General features: G+C 69.3%; 11 protein-coding genes. 7 read left to right on the top strand and 4 right to left on the bottom strand.

Annotation, left to right across the window (positions count from 1 at the left end):
• Window positions 1–198: a hypothetical protein gene (locus tag CYFUS_RS23945; protein WP_095987335.1), complete on the top strand. Its 198-nt coding sequence runs from the start codon at window positions 1–3 to the stop codon at window positions 196–198.
• Between the two features lie 208 nt (window positions 199–406).
• Window positions 407–2,293 (top strand): rhamnogalacturonan lyase, encoded by a 1,887-nt coding sequence (locus CYFUS_RS23950; protein WP_095987336.1) that lies wholly within the window; start codon window positions 407–409, stop codon window positions 2,291–2,293.
• Between the two features lie 49 nt (window positions 2,294–2,342).
• On the opposite strand, the gene CYFUS_RS23955 is transcribed toward CYFUS_RS23950, so the two are convergent.
• From CYFUS_RS23955 to CYFUS_RS23970, 4 genes are read right to left on the bottom strand one after another with little or no spacing between them, the layout of a single operon-like run.
• Window positions 2,343–3,764 (bottom strand): MXAN_6640 family putative metalloprotease, encoded by a 1,422-nt coding sequence (locus CYFUS_RS23955; RefSeq protein ID WP_095987337.1) that lies wholly within the window; start codon window positions 3,762–3,764, stop codon window positions 2,343–2,345.
• Window positions 3,761–4,519, bottom strand: a complete 759-nt coding sequence (locus tag CYFUS_RS23960) for an HmuY family protein (RefSeq protein WP_095987338.1) — start codon at window positions 4,517–4,519, stop codon at window positions 3,761–3,763. Before CYFUS_RS23960 ends, CYFUS_RS23955 begins: the two co-directional genes overlap by 4 nt.
• A 22-nt stretch (window positions 4,520–4,541) precedes the next feature.
• Window positions 4,542–5,177 (bottom strand): HmuY family protein, encoded by a 636-nt coding sequence (locus tag CYFUS_RS23965; RefSeq protein WP_095987339.1) that lies wholly within the window; start codon window positions 5,175–5,177, stop codon window positions 4,542–4,544.
• Between the two features lie 10 nt (window positions 5,178–5,187).
• Entirely contained in the window at window positions 5,188–7,119 is a 1,932-nt protein-coding gene (locus tag CYFUS_RS23970; RefSeq protein ID WP_095987340.1) for a TonB-dependent receptor plug domain-containing protein, read from the bottom strand.
• 286 nt (window positions 7,120–7,405) lie between these two features.
• On the opposite strand from CYFUS_RS23970, the gene CYFUS_RS23975 reads away from it, so the two are divergent.
• From CYFUS_RS23975 to CYFUS_RS23995, 5 genes are read left to right on the top strand one after another with little or no spacing between them, the layout of a single operon-like run.
• Window positions 7,406–8,686 carry a TolC family protein gene (locus CYFUS_RS23975; RefSeq protein WP_095992192.1) on the top strand — a complete coding sequence of 427 codons (1,281 nt, stop codon included), beginning with the start codon at window positions 7,406–7,408 and terminating at the stop codon, window positions 8,684–8,686.
• 15 nt (window positions 8,687–8,701) lie between these two features.
• A complete protein-coding gene (locus CYFUS_RS23980) occupies window positions 8,702–9,874 on the top strand; it encodes an efflux RND transporter periplasmic adaptor subunit (protein ID WP_232537736.1) in 1,173 nt (390 codons plus the stop codon).
• Entirely contained in the window at window positions 9,871–12,981 is a 3,111-nt protein-coding gene (locus CYFUS_RS23985) for an efflux RND transporter permease subunit (RefSeq protein ID WP_095987342.1), read from the top strand. Before CYFUS_RS23980 ends, CYFUS_RS23985 begins: the two co-directional genes overlap by 4 nt.
• Window positions 12,982–12,989: 8 nt before the next feature.
• Window positions 12,990–15,080, top strand: coding sequence for a hypothetical protein (locus tag CYFUS_RS23990; RefSeq protein WP_157758615.1), 2,091 nt, complete (start codon window positions 12,990–12,992; stop codon window positions 15,078–15,080).
• Window positions 15,077–16,417, top strand: a complete 1,341-nt coding sequence (locus CYFUS_RS23995) for a hypothetical protein (protein ID WP_095987344.1) — start codon at window positions 15,077–15,079, stop codon at window positions 16,415–16,417. Before CYFUS_RS23990 ends, CYFUS_RS23995 begins: the two co-directional genes overlap by 4 nt.
• The last annotated feature ends 2 nt before the right edge of the window (window positions 16,418–16,419 follow it).

The raw sequence follows: 16,419 nt of genomic DNA on the forward strand, positions 1-16,419 counted from the left end.
ATGATGCCCTTGCCCCCTGATGCCAGCGTTTGCTCCGATTTCCTCCGAGCGCTCAAGGGCAGCACAGCCGACACCCACCAGGAAGAGAGCAAGAGCGCAAACGTTTCCGACGAGGCCACGGATCGAACCGGACTGAAGTCGTTGCTTCGGGAGTTTGATCATATGAACCTCCTCGAGAAAATGACCTTCCTGCTGTAAATGAATCCCTGCTGGGTTTCGATCGCAGTCGATATTTTTCGTCCAGGGGAAAATCAGACCCTATGCCGTGCAGGTGTTTGAAGAAATAACCGGTTTTGGGGGAATTTCAAGTCTTGCTTGTTCGAAACGATTCGATTAAGACTTCTCCTGCGAACACTGGAAGCCTCGGTCAAAGGGCCTCCGGGCAGATCGAACTCGAGAGGACACCATGCATAGCAAGTTGTTTGGCGGTCTGACCGTCATGCTGCTGGCCTCCGGGGCCCAGGCGGCCACGGACTCTTCCACCGGGACCAGCGAGTCCTCCAGCTCGAGCCTCGCGGCCACCGCCAAATACGTCGAGAAGCTCGGCCGCGGCGTGGTCGCCGTCCCGGCGGCCAGAGGCATGCTGGTGAGCTGGCGTCTGCTCGGCACCGATCCCTCGGGCATCGGCTTCAATGTCTACCGTGGTACCACCAAGCTCAACGGCAGTGTGCTCACCGGCGGCACCAACTACACCGACACGGTGGGCACCACCAGCTCGACCTACACCGTCAAGCCTGTTCTCAACGGTGTCGAGCAGTCCGGCAGCAACGCCACGGTGTTGGCCAATCCCTACCTCACGATCGCTCTCCACAAGCCCGCCGGTGGCACCACGCCCGACGGTGTGGCCTACACCTACGAGGCCAATGACGGCTCGGTGGCCGATCTCGACGGCGATGGCGAATACGAGATCGTGCTCAAGTGGCAGCCGACCAATGCCAAGGACAACTCCCAGTCTGGCTACACCGGCAACACCTACATCGATGCCTACAAGCTCAACGGCAAACGCCTGTGGCGCATCCATCCGGGCATGAACATCCGCGCCGGCGCACACTACACCTCGATGGTCGTGTATGACCTCGATGGAGACGGCAAGGCCGAGGTGATGATCAAGACCGCCGACGGCACCGTCGACGGCAAGGGCACGGTGATCGGCTCCAGCTCGGCCGACTACCGCAACAGCTCCGGCTACGTCCTCTCCGGTCCGGAGTACCTGACCGTCTTCGAAGGTGCCACCGGTGTCGCCCTGGCCACCACCAACTACCTGCCCGCGCGCGGCACCGTGTCCAAGTGGGGCGACAGCTACGGCAACCGCGTGGACCGCTTCCTCGCCGGCGTGGCCTATCTCGACGGCGCCCGGCCCTCCGCCGTGTTCGCTCGCGGCTACTACACCCGCTCGGTGCTCGTGGCCTGGGACTGGCGTGACGGCAAGCTGACCCAGCGCTGGCTCCACGACAGCCCGACCTCGGGTTCGGGCTCCTACGGCGAGGGCGCGCACTGGTTCAGCGTCGCCGATGTGAACGACGACGGCAAAGACGACATCATCTATGGCGCCGCCACGATCAACAGCGACGGGAGCCTGCGCTACCGCACCGGTCTTGGCCACGGCGATGCGCTGCACGCCGGCGTTCTCAACCCGAACCGCGGCGGCAAGCAGATCTTCATGGTGCACGAGGATCCGGCCAAGTACGGCAGCAATCGCGGCATGGAAATTCATGATGCCGCCACCGGCGCCATCCTGTGGGGCTACGGTTCGGGGGCGGACGTCGGCCGCGGCATGTGCGCGGACATCGACCCGGCCGATCCGGGCGAGGAGTGTTGGAGCACCGCCGGTTCGGTGCTGATGAGCGCCGGGGGCGTGCAGATCTCCTCGACCAAGCGCCCGAGCAGCGTGAACATGGCCGTGTGGTGGGATGGCGACCTCTCGCGCGAGCTGCTCGATGGCGTGAAGATCGACAAATGGGTACCCAGCTCCCTGAGCCTGACCCGCCTGCTGACCGCTTCGGATTACGGCGCCGCGTCCAACAACAGCACCAAGTCCAACCCGGTGATCGCCGCCGACATCCTCGGTGACTGGCGCGAAGAGGTCGTGCTGCGCAACAACGACAGTACCGCCCTGCTGCTCTTCACCACCCCGATCGAGACCAGCTACCGCATCCCGACGCTGATGCACGATCCGCAGTACCGTGTGCAGGTCGCCGGTCAGAACATGGGTTACAACCAGCCGGCCCACCCGGGCTTCTTCCTCGGCAACGGCATGGGCAGCGTGACCCTGCCGCCGATCCGCACGCCCTGAGCGGGCCGCGTTGCACGACACCCGGAGCCGTGCCAGCGGCCCGGGACGTTCAGTGAGTCCGTCGTCTCGGAAGGGCCCACCACGCGGCGGCGAGGAGCAGCGCCCCGGGGATGGCTCCGGGGGCGGTCTGGCACCCGCGGGCGGGCTCCTCGGACGGTGACTCGGAGGAGATGCGCAGCCGGCCATAGCGTCCGTCGCCCGAGTGGCGCCCGTTCACCACCGCCACCACCACGCGCTTGGCATCCTCGGCGGAGACCCGGGCGGAGAGCACTCCGGGCCCGTCCGCGCGGACGATGCGCAGTACCTCGCGCTCGGTCACCGCCGCCACCAGCAGGTGCACCGCCGCGCTGTCCGTGCCTTCCCTCGGCTCGAAGGACACCGAGACGTCCGGTGTCCCGCCCGGCACGTCGAAGTAGCGCGCCGAGGCGGCCGCCACCCGTACCGAGGGCTCGTCCACCGGTAGCTCCCTGGCGGCGGGAGCCAGTCCGGAGTAGCCCGCGCCCCGTGCGTACCCGCTGCCTTCCCGCGCGCGCTCCCCGGTGGCCAGGTTCCATGTGGCGAACTCGCTGAACGCGGTGTCGAAGTCCGTGCCCGCGTCGCGGCGCAGGACCGTCTCCAGCAGCTCCGCCCAGTGAGAAGAGGGCGCGCGCACGCTCTCCTCCCACATCGCCCGGATCACCCCGTCGCCCAGGCGCTCGCCGAGGAACTGGAAGAAGAGCGCGGCCCCATAACTGAAGGACTGTGCCGGTCCGTCCGGCTCCACCACCAGGCTGCGCTCTGCGCGCGACAGGTACGTCGGGACGAAGTGCTCCAGGTCGTCCAGCTCGGGAGCGAAGCGCTCGGAGGCCCATACCGCCGTGCCTTCCTCCGCCACGCGCCCGAGCGCCGTGCCATACGCGGCCTGCACGGCGTGGAAGAACTCATGGCTCGCGAGCGTCGTCACGGCCTGCTCGTAGGAGGCATAGCCGTAGCCGGCGAAGTCGTTCTCCTGGAGCATGTACCCGCGGCAGCCCAGCTCCACCGAGAGGCAGTCCTCCCGCCGGAAGGCCCCATCCGCCCGTCCGGCGAAGTCCACCAGGTAGACGTCGAAGCGTCCGTCGCCTCCCGCCTCGCCAGGCGCTCCGGAGTCCTCGGGCGGCGAGCGGTAGCCCAACCCCGCGTAGAAGTCCGCCACGGCGTCGTAGGTGCGCGCCACGGTGTCCACGGCGTCCGGAACCCCGTTGCCGTCCGCGTCCGCGAGCGCCACCGCGTTGGTCCCGCTCCGCGAGAAGTGGATCCGGAAACGGCCCCCGGGAGAGACCACCGACTCCACCGGCTCGCCGGGCTCGAAACGCGGTGGCTCCGCCGTGGCCTCGGTGGGTCGTCCCCCCTGGAGCAGCGTCCGCGCTTCCTCCCCGAGCCCTTCATGCGGCGGCCGCGCCGGGCCGCCACACCCGGCGAGCAGGAGCAGCGGCCACGCGGGGAGCCTCATGGCAGGAAGGCCCACCGGACCCGGAGCTGGGCCGCGCCGTTGGGCAGGGGGACCTCGCCCGTCTCGTCGCAGACCCGCTGCGGCTCCGGCTCGTAGTAGTGCGTCACCTGGAGCTTCACGTGCTTGCCATCCGCCAGGCGCAGCACGAACACCGCGCCGCTCATGGACAGGCAAGCCTCATAGCCCCAGAAATCCTCCAGCCGTGTCGCCAGTCCCAGGCCGTACTGTCCGGGGATGGCCTCGCAGGACTCGGTGAAGTAGTCCTCGGTGCGGAACTCCCAGGCGACGTCCACCGCCGTCACCGACTCGAAGGCCGTGCCCGCCGGAGTCCGGGCCACCGCGACGCACGAGGGGCCGGATACGCCGCTGTTCACCCGGATGGTGTAACGGCGCAAGGCGATGTCCCAGTCCGTCGAGGCCAGGGCCGCTTGATCTTCCACCGCCACCCGACTCAGTCCCTGGGACGTGAAGCGGACATAGGTATACGACTGCGTGGAGGAGGAGCCTCCCGCTCGCGCGTCCACGTAGGTGTGGAACTCGCCCGCGGTCGTTCCCTCCTCGCGGATCTCCCCCGTGGAGACCGTGGTGAGCAGGTTCAATTGATCGATGCTCTGCTCGGCGCAGCGCACCGGACTCGCCTCGCACCGCGGGGCCTCGGCCGGGGGATCCACCGGCTCGTTCACGCCACAGGCTCCCAGCAGCACGGCCAGCGTCAGAGCGGTCACTCGGGTCTTGGGGAGAGGGTCGTTCTTCATGGGTGGTGTCCTCGTGCGTGGGTCAGGGAAGGGCCGGTGGATCCACCTGCTTCCACCGGAAGGAGAGCACCGCGGGAGAGCCAGCCGGGTCGTAGTAGCTCAGCATCCGCAGCTTGAAGTAGCGGCCCTCGTCGGTGCGCAGGACGTAGGTCCGCGCGCGCGGCGTGAGCGTGTGGGTCATCACGTCGTAGCTGTACCAGCCGTCCTCCACCCGCTCGAAGACGTTGTCCGGCTCGCTGTCCGTGTCGTCCCCGTCCGCGGCGTCCTCGTGGTAGCCCGAGGCGGGCGCCTGGGTGATTGACTCGAAGGCGTCCGCCAGCACCGCCACGGTGACGCCACCCGTGCCGTTGACGCCTCCACGGGTGCGGATGTGGAAGCGCTGGAAGGACAAATCCCAGGCGGACTGAACGGCGGCATCCGCGGCCTCGCCCGTGTCGAGATCCAGGGCGTGCCACGCCGCCCCATCGGTCGCATCGACGATCGTGGTCACCGAGCCGTCAGACTCGCGGGTGTGGCGGAACAAGGGGGCCGGCTCGCCATCGGTGGGTTGCTGGGGGCCCGGCTCCGGTTGGATGTCCCCGCCACACGCGGCGAGGCCGAGCAGCAGGAAGGGGCCCAGGGCCCAGCGGTGTCGCGACTGCCTGACAATGCGTTGCATGCGTCCTCCCTCACACGTCGAGGATGAGCCCCGCGTAGAAGGCGCGGGGTGGAATGGGCAGGTAGTTGGCATCTCCCGCGCCCAGCAGGTTGCGGCCGGCGACGAAGAGCCGGACCGACTCCAGCACCCCATGGGCGAGTCGAGCGTCCAGGGTCGTGTAGGCGGGGGCGTGGACCGTTCGCTCCGTCCCGTCGGGGGCCTGGTAGTAGGGGCGGGGGCCCACCCAGGAGCCCTGCACGGACGCCTCCAGGCGCCAGGGCCGGTAGCGCAGGCCGAGCTGGGTGGTGAGCCGATGCGCGCTCTGTCCCTCGAGGGGCCGGTCCTCCTCGAGATCCCGCGCGTGGATGAACGTGTAGCCCACATCCAGCCAGGCCCCGAGCGGCAGCCGCTGCTTCCAGCCCACCTCCGCGCCCTGCACGGTGGCACGCGCGACGTTGTCGTAGGTGAAGCGCAGGGTAGGGGAGGTGGGATCCTGCACCACGGTGATCATGTCGGAGAGATCGTTGCGGAACAGGTTCGTCCACAGAAGGCTCCGGCCGCCGACGCGCCACTCCGCGGACACGGTCGCGCCGCGCGAGTGCTCGGGGCGCAGCGCGGGGTTGCCCGCGACCACATACCCCACGCTGGGATTCTCGAAGTCGATGAGCTGCTCCTGGAAGCTCGGCGCGCGGAAGGCGAGGCCGTAGCTGGCGCGCACCGTGAGCGTCTCCACCGGCTCCAGCCGCACGGCGAGCCGGGGGGTGAGCACCGTGCCGAACTCCGAGTCCACGTCCAGCCGCAGGCCGGGCACGACGTGGAACGCCACCGGCAGGGGCGTCTTCCAGGAGTCCTGTCCGTAGAGGGACAGCCGGCCACGCTGGCCCGGGCTCGAGAGTCGATCGGAGTCGAGTGTCTCGCCAATCGCCTCGACGCCCACCACGAGCTGGTGCACCTGGGCCAGGGTCTGGTCGAGCTGGAGGCCCACCCGCGCCATCTGCTCGCGCGTCTCCTCCACCTGATCCAGGGCGGAGGACTGGCGTTGATCCGACACGTAGCGATGGCGGAAGCGCGAGTAGCGGCCCGAGAGCTGGAGCGAGCCGGTGGGGGAGAGCATCCACGAGGGGGACAGCGTCACCTCCTGGCTTTCGTTCTGGCTCGCGCGATCGAACAGCGCGCCGGCCGCGCCCTCGTCGACGCCCCGTTGCACCTGCCGGGACGCACCGGCCCGGGCCTCGAGCCGCAGCGCGTCCGTCACGCGCACGTCGCCGCGCCCGGAGACCTGGAAGCCCTCGAGCGAGCTGCCCGTGGTGGACGGGGTGTCCGGGGTCAGGTCGTAGCCATCCCGGCGCTGGAAGCCGCCACTGAGCCTCAGTCCCGCGCGTTCGCCGCGCAGCTCCGCGGAGCCATCCGCCTCGAACTGCCACAGGCTGCCGAGCGAGGCCTGGGCCGTGGCCCCCAGCGGCCGCTGGGCCTTGCGGGTGATGATGTTCACCACGCCCGCCACGGCGTCGCTGCCATAGAGGACCGAGGAGGGGCCCCGGATGATCTCCACCTGTTCGATGTCCTCGGTGGAGAACCGGGAGAAGTCCAGGGCGCCGCCGAGCCGCCCCGTCACGCGCTCGCCATCCACCAGCACGAGGGTGTACTCGGGGGACAGACCCTGGACCCGCAGCTCCGTGCCGGCGAAGCCGCGCCGCAACTCCAGGCCCGGACGCGCGCCCAGCGCCTCGGCCAGATCCCGCGCGCCCGTGGCCTCGATGTCCTTGCGGGTGATGACCTCGACGGCCACCGGTGTGTCCTGGAGCCGCTCCACCGAGCGTGACGCCGTCACCACCGTCTGTATCACCGGTGTCTCCTCCGCCGGTGCTTCCTGCGCGACCCCACCGTCCACGGACGGCTCGCCCTGCTGTGCCAGCACCGGCACGCTCACGAGCAACCCGAGAACCCATCCCAACCAGCGCATCCGCGGCCCCTTCGAGGAGGTGACGCTCCGCGTCCTAGTTGAAATCGATAATCAAAGTCAATTTCAGGTTATGGACGAGCCACGGTACCAGGAATAAACGCAGGGCCCGTCCATTTCCGGGCGTCGAGCCCGATGCTTGGTGCAGCATTCAACCCTGGGCGTTTCCCGTGGTCGCGCCCGCCCATGTCCGATATGGAGGCCGATCGCCCCCCTGTTCTTCGTGCCCCTGATGCGCTCCTCCTTCGCCGTTCCCCTGTGTGCCTGGCTCGTCTTATGTGCGCCCGCTGTGCGAGCCCAGGAGGAGACCTCCTCGCCGGTTCCGTCCACCGAGGAGCCGCTGACGCTGGAGCGCGCGGTGTCGCTCGCGGCCGAGCAGAACGAGACGGCCCGGGCGGCCGGAGCGCGGGCCGAGGCGGCCGAGGCGCGGGTGGCCAAGGCCCGGGCCTTCTTCCTGCCGCGACTCTCCGCCAGTGGCACCTATACCCGCCGTCCGCAGGAGCTGACGCGGGAAGTGGGCGGCGAGACGGTGGTCGTCCAGCGCGCCAATGCCCTGGGTGCCACTGCCGCCGTGCGGGTGCCACTCTTCGACGCGCGCGGCTTCCCGCTGTACCAGGCGGCGGCGAGGGATCAGGAAGCGACGGCCCTGGATGCGCGGGAGGCGCGCCGGCAGGTGGCCTTCCAGGCCGCGAATGCCTTCCTGTCCACCCTGGGGCTGCTCCAGGTGGCGGACGCGGCCGAGCGCCGGCTCGCCCTGGCGCGGCAGTCGCTGGAGGATGCCCGGGCGCGGGCCTCGGCGGGGCTGGCGAGCACCAATGACGTGACGCGCGCGGAGCTGGACGTGGCCACCGCGGAGGCGACGCTCGCCGAGGCGGTGGGACAGGCCGAGACGAGCCGCCTGGAGCTGGGCTACCTCCTGGTGGCGCCCACGCGGGGCCCGCTGGCGCCGCCCGAGACGCTGCTCGGCGAGGCCTCGCGCCCCGTGGATGCGTTCGCGGGACTGGAGCAGGGGGCCCTGGAGCGCCGGCCGGATCTGCTCTCCGCGAGGTTGCGGGTGGGTCAGCAGCGGGCCCTGGCGCGCGAGCCCCTGGCGCGGCTGTTCCCCGCGCTCTCCGCCTCCGCGCAGTACACCTTCAACAACGAGTCGGGCCTGTCCGGACGCACGGGCAATGGGTTCCTCGCGCTGGAGCTGTCCTGGATCCTGTTCGATGGGGGCGAGCGCTACGCGGATCGCCGCGAGCGGCTCGCCCTGGCGCGGGCGCTGGAGTGGGAGACGGTGGCACGCGAGCGGCGGGTGGACGTGGCGGTGGAGAGCGCGCGGGTGTCGCTGCGCACCGCCCAGGCGTCGTTCGCCCGCGGCGAGGTGGCCGTCCGGGCCGCACGCCAGAACGCCGAGGAGACGAGCATCCTGTATCGTCAGGGACTTGCTTCCTCGCTGGCATTGAGTGACGCGCAGGTGAGTCAATACGAAGCCGAGGTCTCCCTGGCGCAGGCCCGGTACGCGCTGGGCACGGCCCTGTTGGAGCTTCGGGCCGCGGTGGGACTCGATCCCCTTGGGAAGGAGCCGTAAGTGAGCAGGCACGGGATGACACGAGGGCTGGGCATCGCGCTCATCCTGACCCTGGCGTGTGGCAAGCCGTCCGGGGAAGCCTCCGCTGGCGGCAAGGGAGGCGGCCGGGGGGGTGGACGGGGTGGACCCATCGAGTTCCCGGTGGAGGTGGAGCCCGTGGCGGCGCGGGACGTGGAGTACGTCATCTCCGCGGTGGGCTCGGTGGAGGCGTTCGAGCAGGTGCAGATCACCGCGCGCGTGGCGGGCGTGGTGGAGCAGGTGCGCTTCCTGGAAGGGCAGTCGGTGAAGAAGGGGCAGGTGCTCGCGGAGATCGAGCCCACGCGCTACGGCATCGCGGTGCGCGCGGCGCGCGCGGCGCTGGATCGGGCCGACGCCTCGCGGATGCAGGCGCAGGCCGCGTCCCAGCGGCGCGCGTCGGTCAACGAGGTGAAGCCGGGCCTCTTGCCCGCCGAGCAGCTCGAGAGCGCGGAGGCGCTGGCGCTCGGGGCGGCGGCGGACACGGCGGCGGCGAAGGCGGCGGTGGAGCAGGCGGAGCTGAACCTGCGTGACGCGTACGTGAAGGCGCCGCTGGATGGGGTGCTGCAGACGCGCACGGTGCAGACGGGGCAGTACGTACAGCCGGGCACGGTGCTGGCCACGCTGCTGCGCCGCGAGCCGCTGCTGCTGCACTTCACCGTGGCGGAGGCGGAAGTGGGGCGGGTGAAGCCCGGCATGCCGGCGCGCTTCACGGTGCGCGGGGACGGGCGCGCCTGGCAGGGCCGCGTCATCCACGTGGCGGACGCGGCGGAGCCGACGAGCCGCATGGTGAAGGTGATGGCCGAGGTGGCGGGCGCGGAGGCCCAGGGGTTGCGGCCGGGCTCGTTCGCCTCGGTGACGGTGCCGGTGGAGACGGCCCGCGGGGCGCCCGTCATTCCCCAGACGGCGGTGCGCCCGAGCGAGCGCGGCTTCCTGGCCTTCGTGGTGCGCGAGGGCAAGGCGCGCGAGCGCGTGGTGGAGCTGGGCCTGCGCACGGCGGATGGGCGCGTGGAGGTGCGTGAGGGGCTCGAGCCCGGCGAGCAGCTGGTGGTGCGGGGTGGCGAGGCCCTCAAGGAGGGCGTGGCGGTGCGGCTGGCCAAGGGGGACGAACCGTCCTTCACCGGCGAGCCTCGGGTGATGAGCACGGATGGCGGCGTGGGGGCGGTGCGATGAACATCACCGAGGTCTGCATCAAGAAACCCGTCTTCGCCTGGATGTTGATGGCGGCCACCATCACCTTCGGCCTGGTGGCGGCGCAGCGCATCGGCATCAGCCAGTTTCCGGATGTGGACTACCCCGTCATCAGCATCGGCGTGACGTGGGAGGGCGCTTCGCCCGAGGCGGTGGAGAGCGACATCATCGAGCCGCTGGAGGAGGCGGTGATGCAGGTGGAGGGCGTCAAGTCCATCACCTCCAGCGCGCGGCAGTCGAGCGGCTCCATCACGGTGGAGCTGGACCTGGCGCGCAACGTGGATCTGTCGTTGCAGGACGTGCAGGCCAAGGTGAGCCAGGCCCAGCGCCGGCTGCCCGAGGACATGGATCCGCCGGTCGTCTCCAAGAGCAACCCCGAGGATCAGCCCATCATGACGGTGGGCGTGTCCGGCCCCTTCTCCCCGCAGTACCTCTCCGACTTCGCCCGCTACCGGCTCAAGGAGCTGTTGCAGACGGTGCCCGGGGTGGGGGAGGTGGCGCTCAACAGCTCGCTGGAGCGCAACGTGCGCATCTGGGTGGACGCGGCGAAGCTGGACGCGCGGGGGCTCACTGTCGCGGACGTACTCGCCGCGCTGCAACGCGAGCACGTGGAGCTGCCCGCCGGACGCATCGAGGCGGAGGGCCGGGAGATCAACGTGCGCGTGATGGGCGAGGCGTTGGATCTGGAGACGCTGCGCCATCTCGTGGTGCGCGAGGCCGAGGGGGCTCCCGTCTACCTGTCCGACGTGGCGCTGGTGGAGGACGGCTTCGAGGACCAGCGCCGCCTGGCGCGCGTCAACGGCGAGCCCGCGCAGGGCTTGGGCATCAAGAAGCAGCGCGGCGCCAACGCCGTCGCGGTGGCCCAGGGCGTGCGCGAGAAGATGGCGCAGATCCAGGCGGATGCCCCCGAGGGACTGGAGGTGAGCGTCAACTTCGACTCCACCCAGTTCATCGAGGAGAGCGTGCATGAAATCGAGTTCGAGCTGCTGCTCGCGTGCATCCTGACGGCGCTGGTGTGCTGGGCGTTCCTCGGCTCGCTCTCGAGCACCTTCAACGTCATCCTCGCCATTCCCATGTCGCTCCTGGGCACGGTGGCGGTCATCTACTTCCTGGGCTTCACGCTCAACACCTTCACGCTCTTGGGGCTGTCGCTGGCGGTGGGCATCGTGGTGGATGACGCCATCATGGTAATGGAGAACATCTTCCGGCACGCGGAGGAGGGCGCGGACCGGGTGCGCGCCGCGCGCGAGGGCACGCACGAGATCACCTTCGCGGCCCTGGCGGCCACGCTGGCGGTGGTGGCCATCTTCCTGCCCGTCATCTTCATGAAGGGCATCATCGGCAAGTTCTTCCTCCAGTTCGGCGTCACGCTGTGCGTGGCGGTGCTGCTGTCGTACGTGGAGGCCATCACCCTGGCGCCGGCGCGCTGCGCGCAGCTGCTCAAGACGGGGCGCGAGGGGCGTGGCCGGGTGGGGCTCGCCGTGGATCGTGCCTTCGAGTGGCTGGAGCGGCGCTATGGGGGGGTGCTCGCGCGCGCGCTGCGCCACCCCTGGTGGGTGCTGGGAGGAGCGGTGGTGTTGCTGGCCGTCTCCGGGTTCGCCTTCAAGACGCTGTCGAGCGAGTTCGTGCCCTCGCAGGATCAGAGCCGGTTGATGGTGCGGATGCAGACGCCGGTGGGCAGCACGCTGGAGGAGAGCAACCGGCTGTTCCAGAAGGCCGAGGCCTTCCTGCTCGGGCGGCCCGAGGTGGCGCGGCTCTACGCGGTGGTGGGCGGTGGCGGCGGGGTGAGCAGCGTCAATGGCGGCATGCTCAACGTCACCCTGGTTCCGCCCGAGCAGCGCATGAGCCAGGCCGAGTTCCAGCAGGTGCTGCGCAAGGAGCTCAATTCCTATCCGGGCCTGCGCGCGGTGGTTATGGACCTGTCGCAGAGTGGCTTCACCGCCTCGCGCGGCTTCCCGGTGGAGTTCAGCGTGCGCGGCGCGGACTGGGAGCGGCTCATCGAGGCGAGCACGCAGATGCGCGAGCAACTCCAGGCGAGCGGCAAGGTGGTGGACGTGGACACCGACTACCAGATTGGCATGCCCGAGCTGCGCATCACCCCGGATCGGGCGCGCGCCGCGGATCTGGGGGTGTCCATGGAGGCGGTGGGCAGCACGCTCAACTCGCTGGTGGGCGGGGTGCGCGTGGGCAAGTACAGCACGGGCGGGCGGCGCATCGACGTGCGCATGCGCCTGCTCAAGGATCAGCGCGCGCGGCCGGAGGACTTGTCACTGCTCAAGGTGCGCACCCAGTCGGGTGAACTGGTGCCGTTGTCGTCGCTGGTGGCGCAAGAGGAGCGCCCGGCGCTGCAGGCCATCACCCGGAGGGATCGCGAGCGCGCCATCAGCATCTTCGCCAACGTGGCCCCGGGCGCCACGCAGCAGGAAGCGATGGACACGGTGGAGCGCCTGGCGCGGGAGCTGCCCGGAGGCACGCGCGTGGTGTTCGGCGGCTCGAGCGTGGCCTTCCAGGAGTCCATCAGCAGCCTGCTCTTCGCGCTCGTGCTGGGGATTCTGGTGGCCTACATGGTGCTCGCCTCGCAGTTCAACTCGTTCCTGCACCCGGTGACGGTGCTCACCATCCTCCCGCTGTCCATCGCCGGAGCGGCCTTCGCGATGGCGGCCACGGGCACGACGCTCAACATCTTCAGCATGATCGGCCTGCTGTTGCTCATGGGCATCGTGAAGAAGAACTCCATCATCCTGGTGGACTACGCGCTGTTGCAGCGTGAGCAGGGCGCGGACGCGACCGAGGCCATGCTGCGCGCGGGGCCGGTGCGCCTGCGGCCCATCCTCATGACGACGCTGGCCACGATGATGGCGGCGGTGCCGGCGGCGCTGGCGCTGGGCGCGGGCAGCGAGACGCGTGCCCCCATGTCGGTGGCGGTGCTCGGAGGCCTGTCGTTGTCCACGGTGCTCAGCCTGCTCGTGGTGCCTGCCTTCTACGTGGTGGCGGACCGGATGAAGACGCGGCTGGCGCGGCGCTTGGGCGGCTCCTCCGGGGACGCACCTGTCGCCGAGGGAGACAAGCCCGGACTCGCCGGGCCCTGAGGGTGTTGGTGCGCCCGGCACGCCTGGCCCTGGTTTCGCTCCTGCTCCTGGCGGGTTGCGCCACGGGCGCGATTGGTGGCTCCGGCGGCGTGGCTGGGGAGGTGTCCACCTGTGCCACCCAGGCTCTTGCCCCGGGTTGGCCCGACCTCTCCTCTGGCGATTCCCAGGCGCTCCTGGAGCCCTTCCTCTCCTGTGCCTCGCCCGGCGACTTCCTCGCCTTGCAGCGGCGCGTGGACATGCCCCGGCTGGTGGCGCGGTTGGATCCATGGAGCGCCGTGCGGCTCGGGGCGCTGGGGCCGGTGTGCGAGGAGGCGTCTGGCCCGCTCAACCGCCAGCGCACCGTCTTCCTGCTCCAATCGCTGGAGCACTACGGCGCCGCCAATACCGAGGTGCTCGCCCACTTCGTCCTCGACTCCTGCCATGACGATGATCTGAAGGACATCCTCCGCCTGCTCGCCCAGGACAAGCGGCTCACGGAGCTGCTCGAGCAACTGCCTTCCCTGGACCCGGCGCTGAAGGCTCGTGGCATCGAGCCTTCGTCTCATCCCGAGCGTGACTTCCAATGGAGTGACGTAGGCCGAGGCCTGTCCCGCGCGGCGAAGGACGCGCTGTCCACCAGCTCCGTGGTGAACGGCGCCCAATCCACGCTCATGGCGTTGCAGGCGCTCAAGGCCCAACTGCCGCCGCCCTACCAGCGGGCGCTCGACGCGGTGGAGCACGAGCAACTCGAGCAGCGATTCTCGACGGGCTCCGTGGCGGTGGGCGTCGTGGACCACATGACCTTCGGCGTGCCACTGGGTTTCTACGGCCTGGTGGCCGGGACGGGCCAGGGGGCGCACTCGCTGGTGCGGGGCAGGTACGAGCAGGCCGTGCGCGAGCTGGCGCCCGCGGCCTTGCTGGTGGCGCTCTACGCGGGCGGGAAGGGCGCGGCCTGGCTCTCCGAGGGCCGAGGCGTCCCGGGAGTAGGGACGCGGGTGTTGAGTGGACTGGAGGTGGTGGAGTCGCGGGTGAAGGGCCTCCAGGACATGGCGCGGCGGGGGCGGGAGCTGTTGGGCGAGGAGGGGATGCGAGAGCTGGCCGGATACATCCGCGCCAGGAGGGAAGCGGGACGCCTGGTGGCGGTGGGGGGGGTGGATGCGGCCCTGGCGTTGCACGAGACGCGGGGGAACGTCGCCAAGGCCCAGGCGATGCTGTCCAGGGCCCACCCCGAGGCCACGGGCTCCTCGACGGGAAGAGGCGGCACGAAAGGCGCCTCCGCGGCGAATGAAGCCGCACGCCCCTCGCTGAAACAGGGCGGCGTCATGGAGCACCCCGCCACCCTGGCCGCCTGGGTGGATGAGCGGGCGGGCCTCACCCGGGAGGTGGTGCAAGCCAAGCTCGCGGCGGCGGAACTCGAAGCCTCGAGCCCGCGACTGCCCAGGGACGTGGCGGTGCTGGAGAAGCAGCGTCCCTCGCTCGATGCCTCGCCGCCCGAGGCCCAGGGCAATCCACGCTGGAGCGAGTACGTCGCCTACTACGAGAGGCGCCTGGCGGAAATAAAGGAGGGCAAGGCCTCCAAGGGTCCTCTGCGCTGGGAGGCCTACGAGCGGCTGTGGGGGTGGTTCACCCGGGGGCTGGCCTTCGAGCGCACCATGGTGGAGCGGCTGAAGGCAGATGCGGCTCTGCCCCGGGCTCAGCGCCGCTTCCTGGGCGATTTTGACAAACCTCGCATCGAAACCTATGTGGGCGTGAGAAAGCCGGACACGGGCCTGCGCTTCGTGGATGTGCTCATCATTGAAGAGGGTGAATTCGCTGGGCGGCAACCTCGTGTCGAGACGTTGAGCTTCAAGAGTCGAGACTTCTCGGGGCTGGAATTCAATGCCTTGAAAGCTCAGTTGATTGAAGATGCAAGGGAAGCCCTGTGGAAGTATGGTGAGACACTGGATATCCGTCGAGACTCCCTCCAGCCCATCCTCCGGCAGGGCCGCGAGGTGTCGGTTTCAAGGATTCGTCTCGTCTACGAAGGCGGTGGGCTCATGCCCAGGGGTCCAAGCCTATTGGACGAGGCTGTGCACGAGACCACGGCAAAAATTCCTGAGGTGGAGGTGCTGATTCAATGAAATCGCTGAGCGTGCATGATTTGAAACCGGAGGATAGTCTATGGTTCGACTTCAAAGGTGACGTGGATCCTCAAGCCGCACAGGAGAATGAGTTGGAGCCCTTTCTTCAGGCGTTCGAGGCATACGCGGATGGATGGATGCCGAACGTCGTCAAGGGTAAGCGAAAACGCAAGTACTCTCGTACTTCATTCTGGCAGGCGTTGGAGGAGGGGCACGATGGAAATAGCTCGGACCTTGGACTCTACCGGACGGAGTTGCCCGCACTGGATGGTTATTTGGGGCTAAAGCACCCGCCGCGCCTTCCCCAACTGCACATCCTCATCAACGTGAAACCGCTCTCCTTTTTCGCGGAGGCGGAACGCTGCCGGAAGTTCGTGGAAATGGTGCGCGCCTGGGCCTCCCGCTACCCGGTCAATCATGCCAAGGCCCATAGCTCCGATGACTTGAACCTGTCGGGCTCTCCCAATTTTGGCCGCGATGACGAGATTCAAAGAAGAGATGGGTTCGACAAAATCTACGAGGTGTTCTGGCTCAACGTTTTCGGCCCCAAGCTGGTGCAGTCCGTCGGCCGTGAGCGCGTGCTGTCCACGCCCGCCTGGAGGGTGGAGGAACTTCCCAATGGCTGCGTCCTCCTGGTGACGTGGCCTACCGCCGCGGACTTCGCCAGTGACGAGGCACGCCTCGCCCAGGCCCGTGCTCACGCCCACCTTCGGCCGGACCTGGACTTCGACACCGTATTGCGCACCCTGCGCGAGCGCAGCGCCCTGCTCGCGCCCGTGGAGCCCCGCTTCCACCCGGACCTCGCGCCGCTGCTCTCCCGCGTGGTGGACGATGTCGCCAGCTACGAACGCCAACGGAAGGTGGCCGAATTCAACGCCTGGCAGCCGCCCGAGCCCGAGGAGTGGGCTCCGGCCACCTCCGCCTTGCCCTCGGACGTGGACGACCCGGAAGCGGCGCGCGAGCACTACGACACCCTCGCCGAACACCTCGTGGCCCTGCTGCACACAAAGGCGCCCTCCGTCTTCAATGCGACGCCCGAGTCGCTCACGGACGCCGACTTCCACTTCTGGCACGAGGACTTCCCGACGCGCTATCTACCGGAGGTCATCGAGCGATACGCGATCCCCGCGGTGGGCGCCTACCTGGGCGAGGTCCTGGTGCGCCACCTCGGCGGCCAGTGGATCCCGCGCCGCAAACTCGAGGAGGCCCAGGTGCGCGTGGGCAGCCGCGTCTGGTTTCCCTTCGTCCGGGCACGCCACTACATGCGCTCGCGCCAGTCGCTCCTGGACCACTCCCTCACCTGGCTGTACCGCGTGGCCGAGCGGCACCGTTCCTGACT

Source organism: Cystobacter fuscus (genome assembly GCF_002305875.1).
GTDB lineage: Bacteria > Myxococcota > Myxococcia > Myxococcales > Myxococcaceae > Cystobacter > Cystobacter fuscus_A.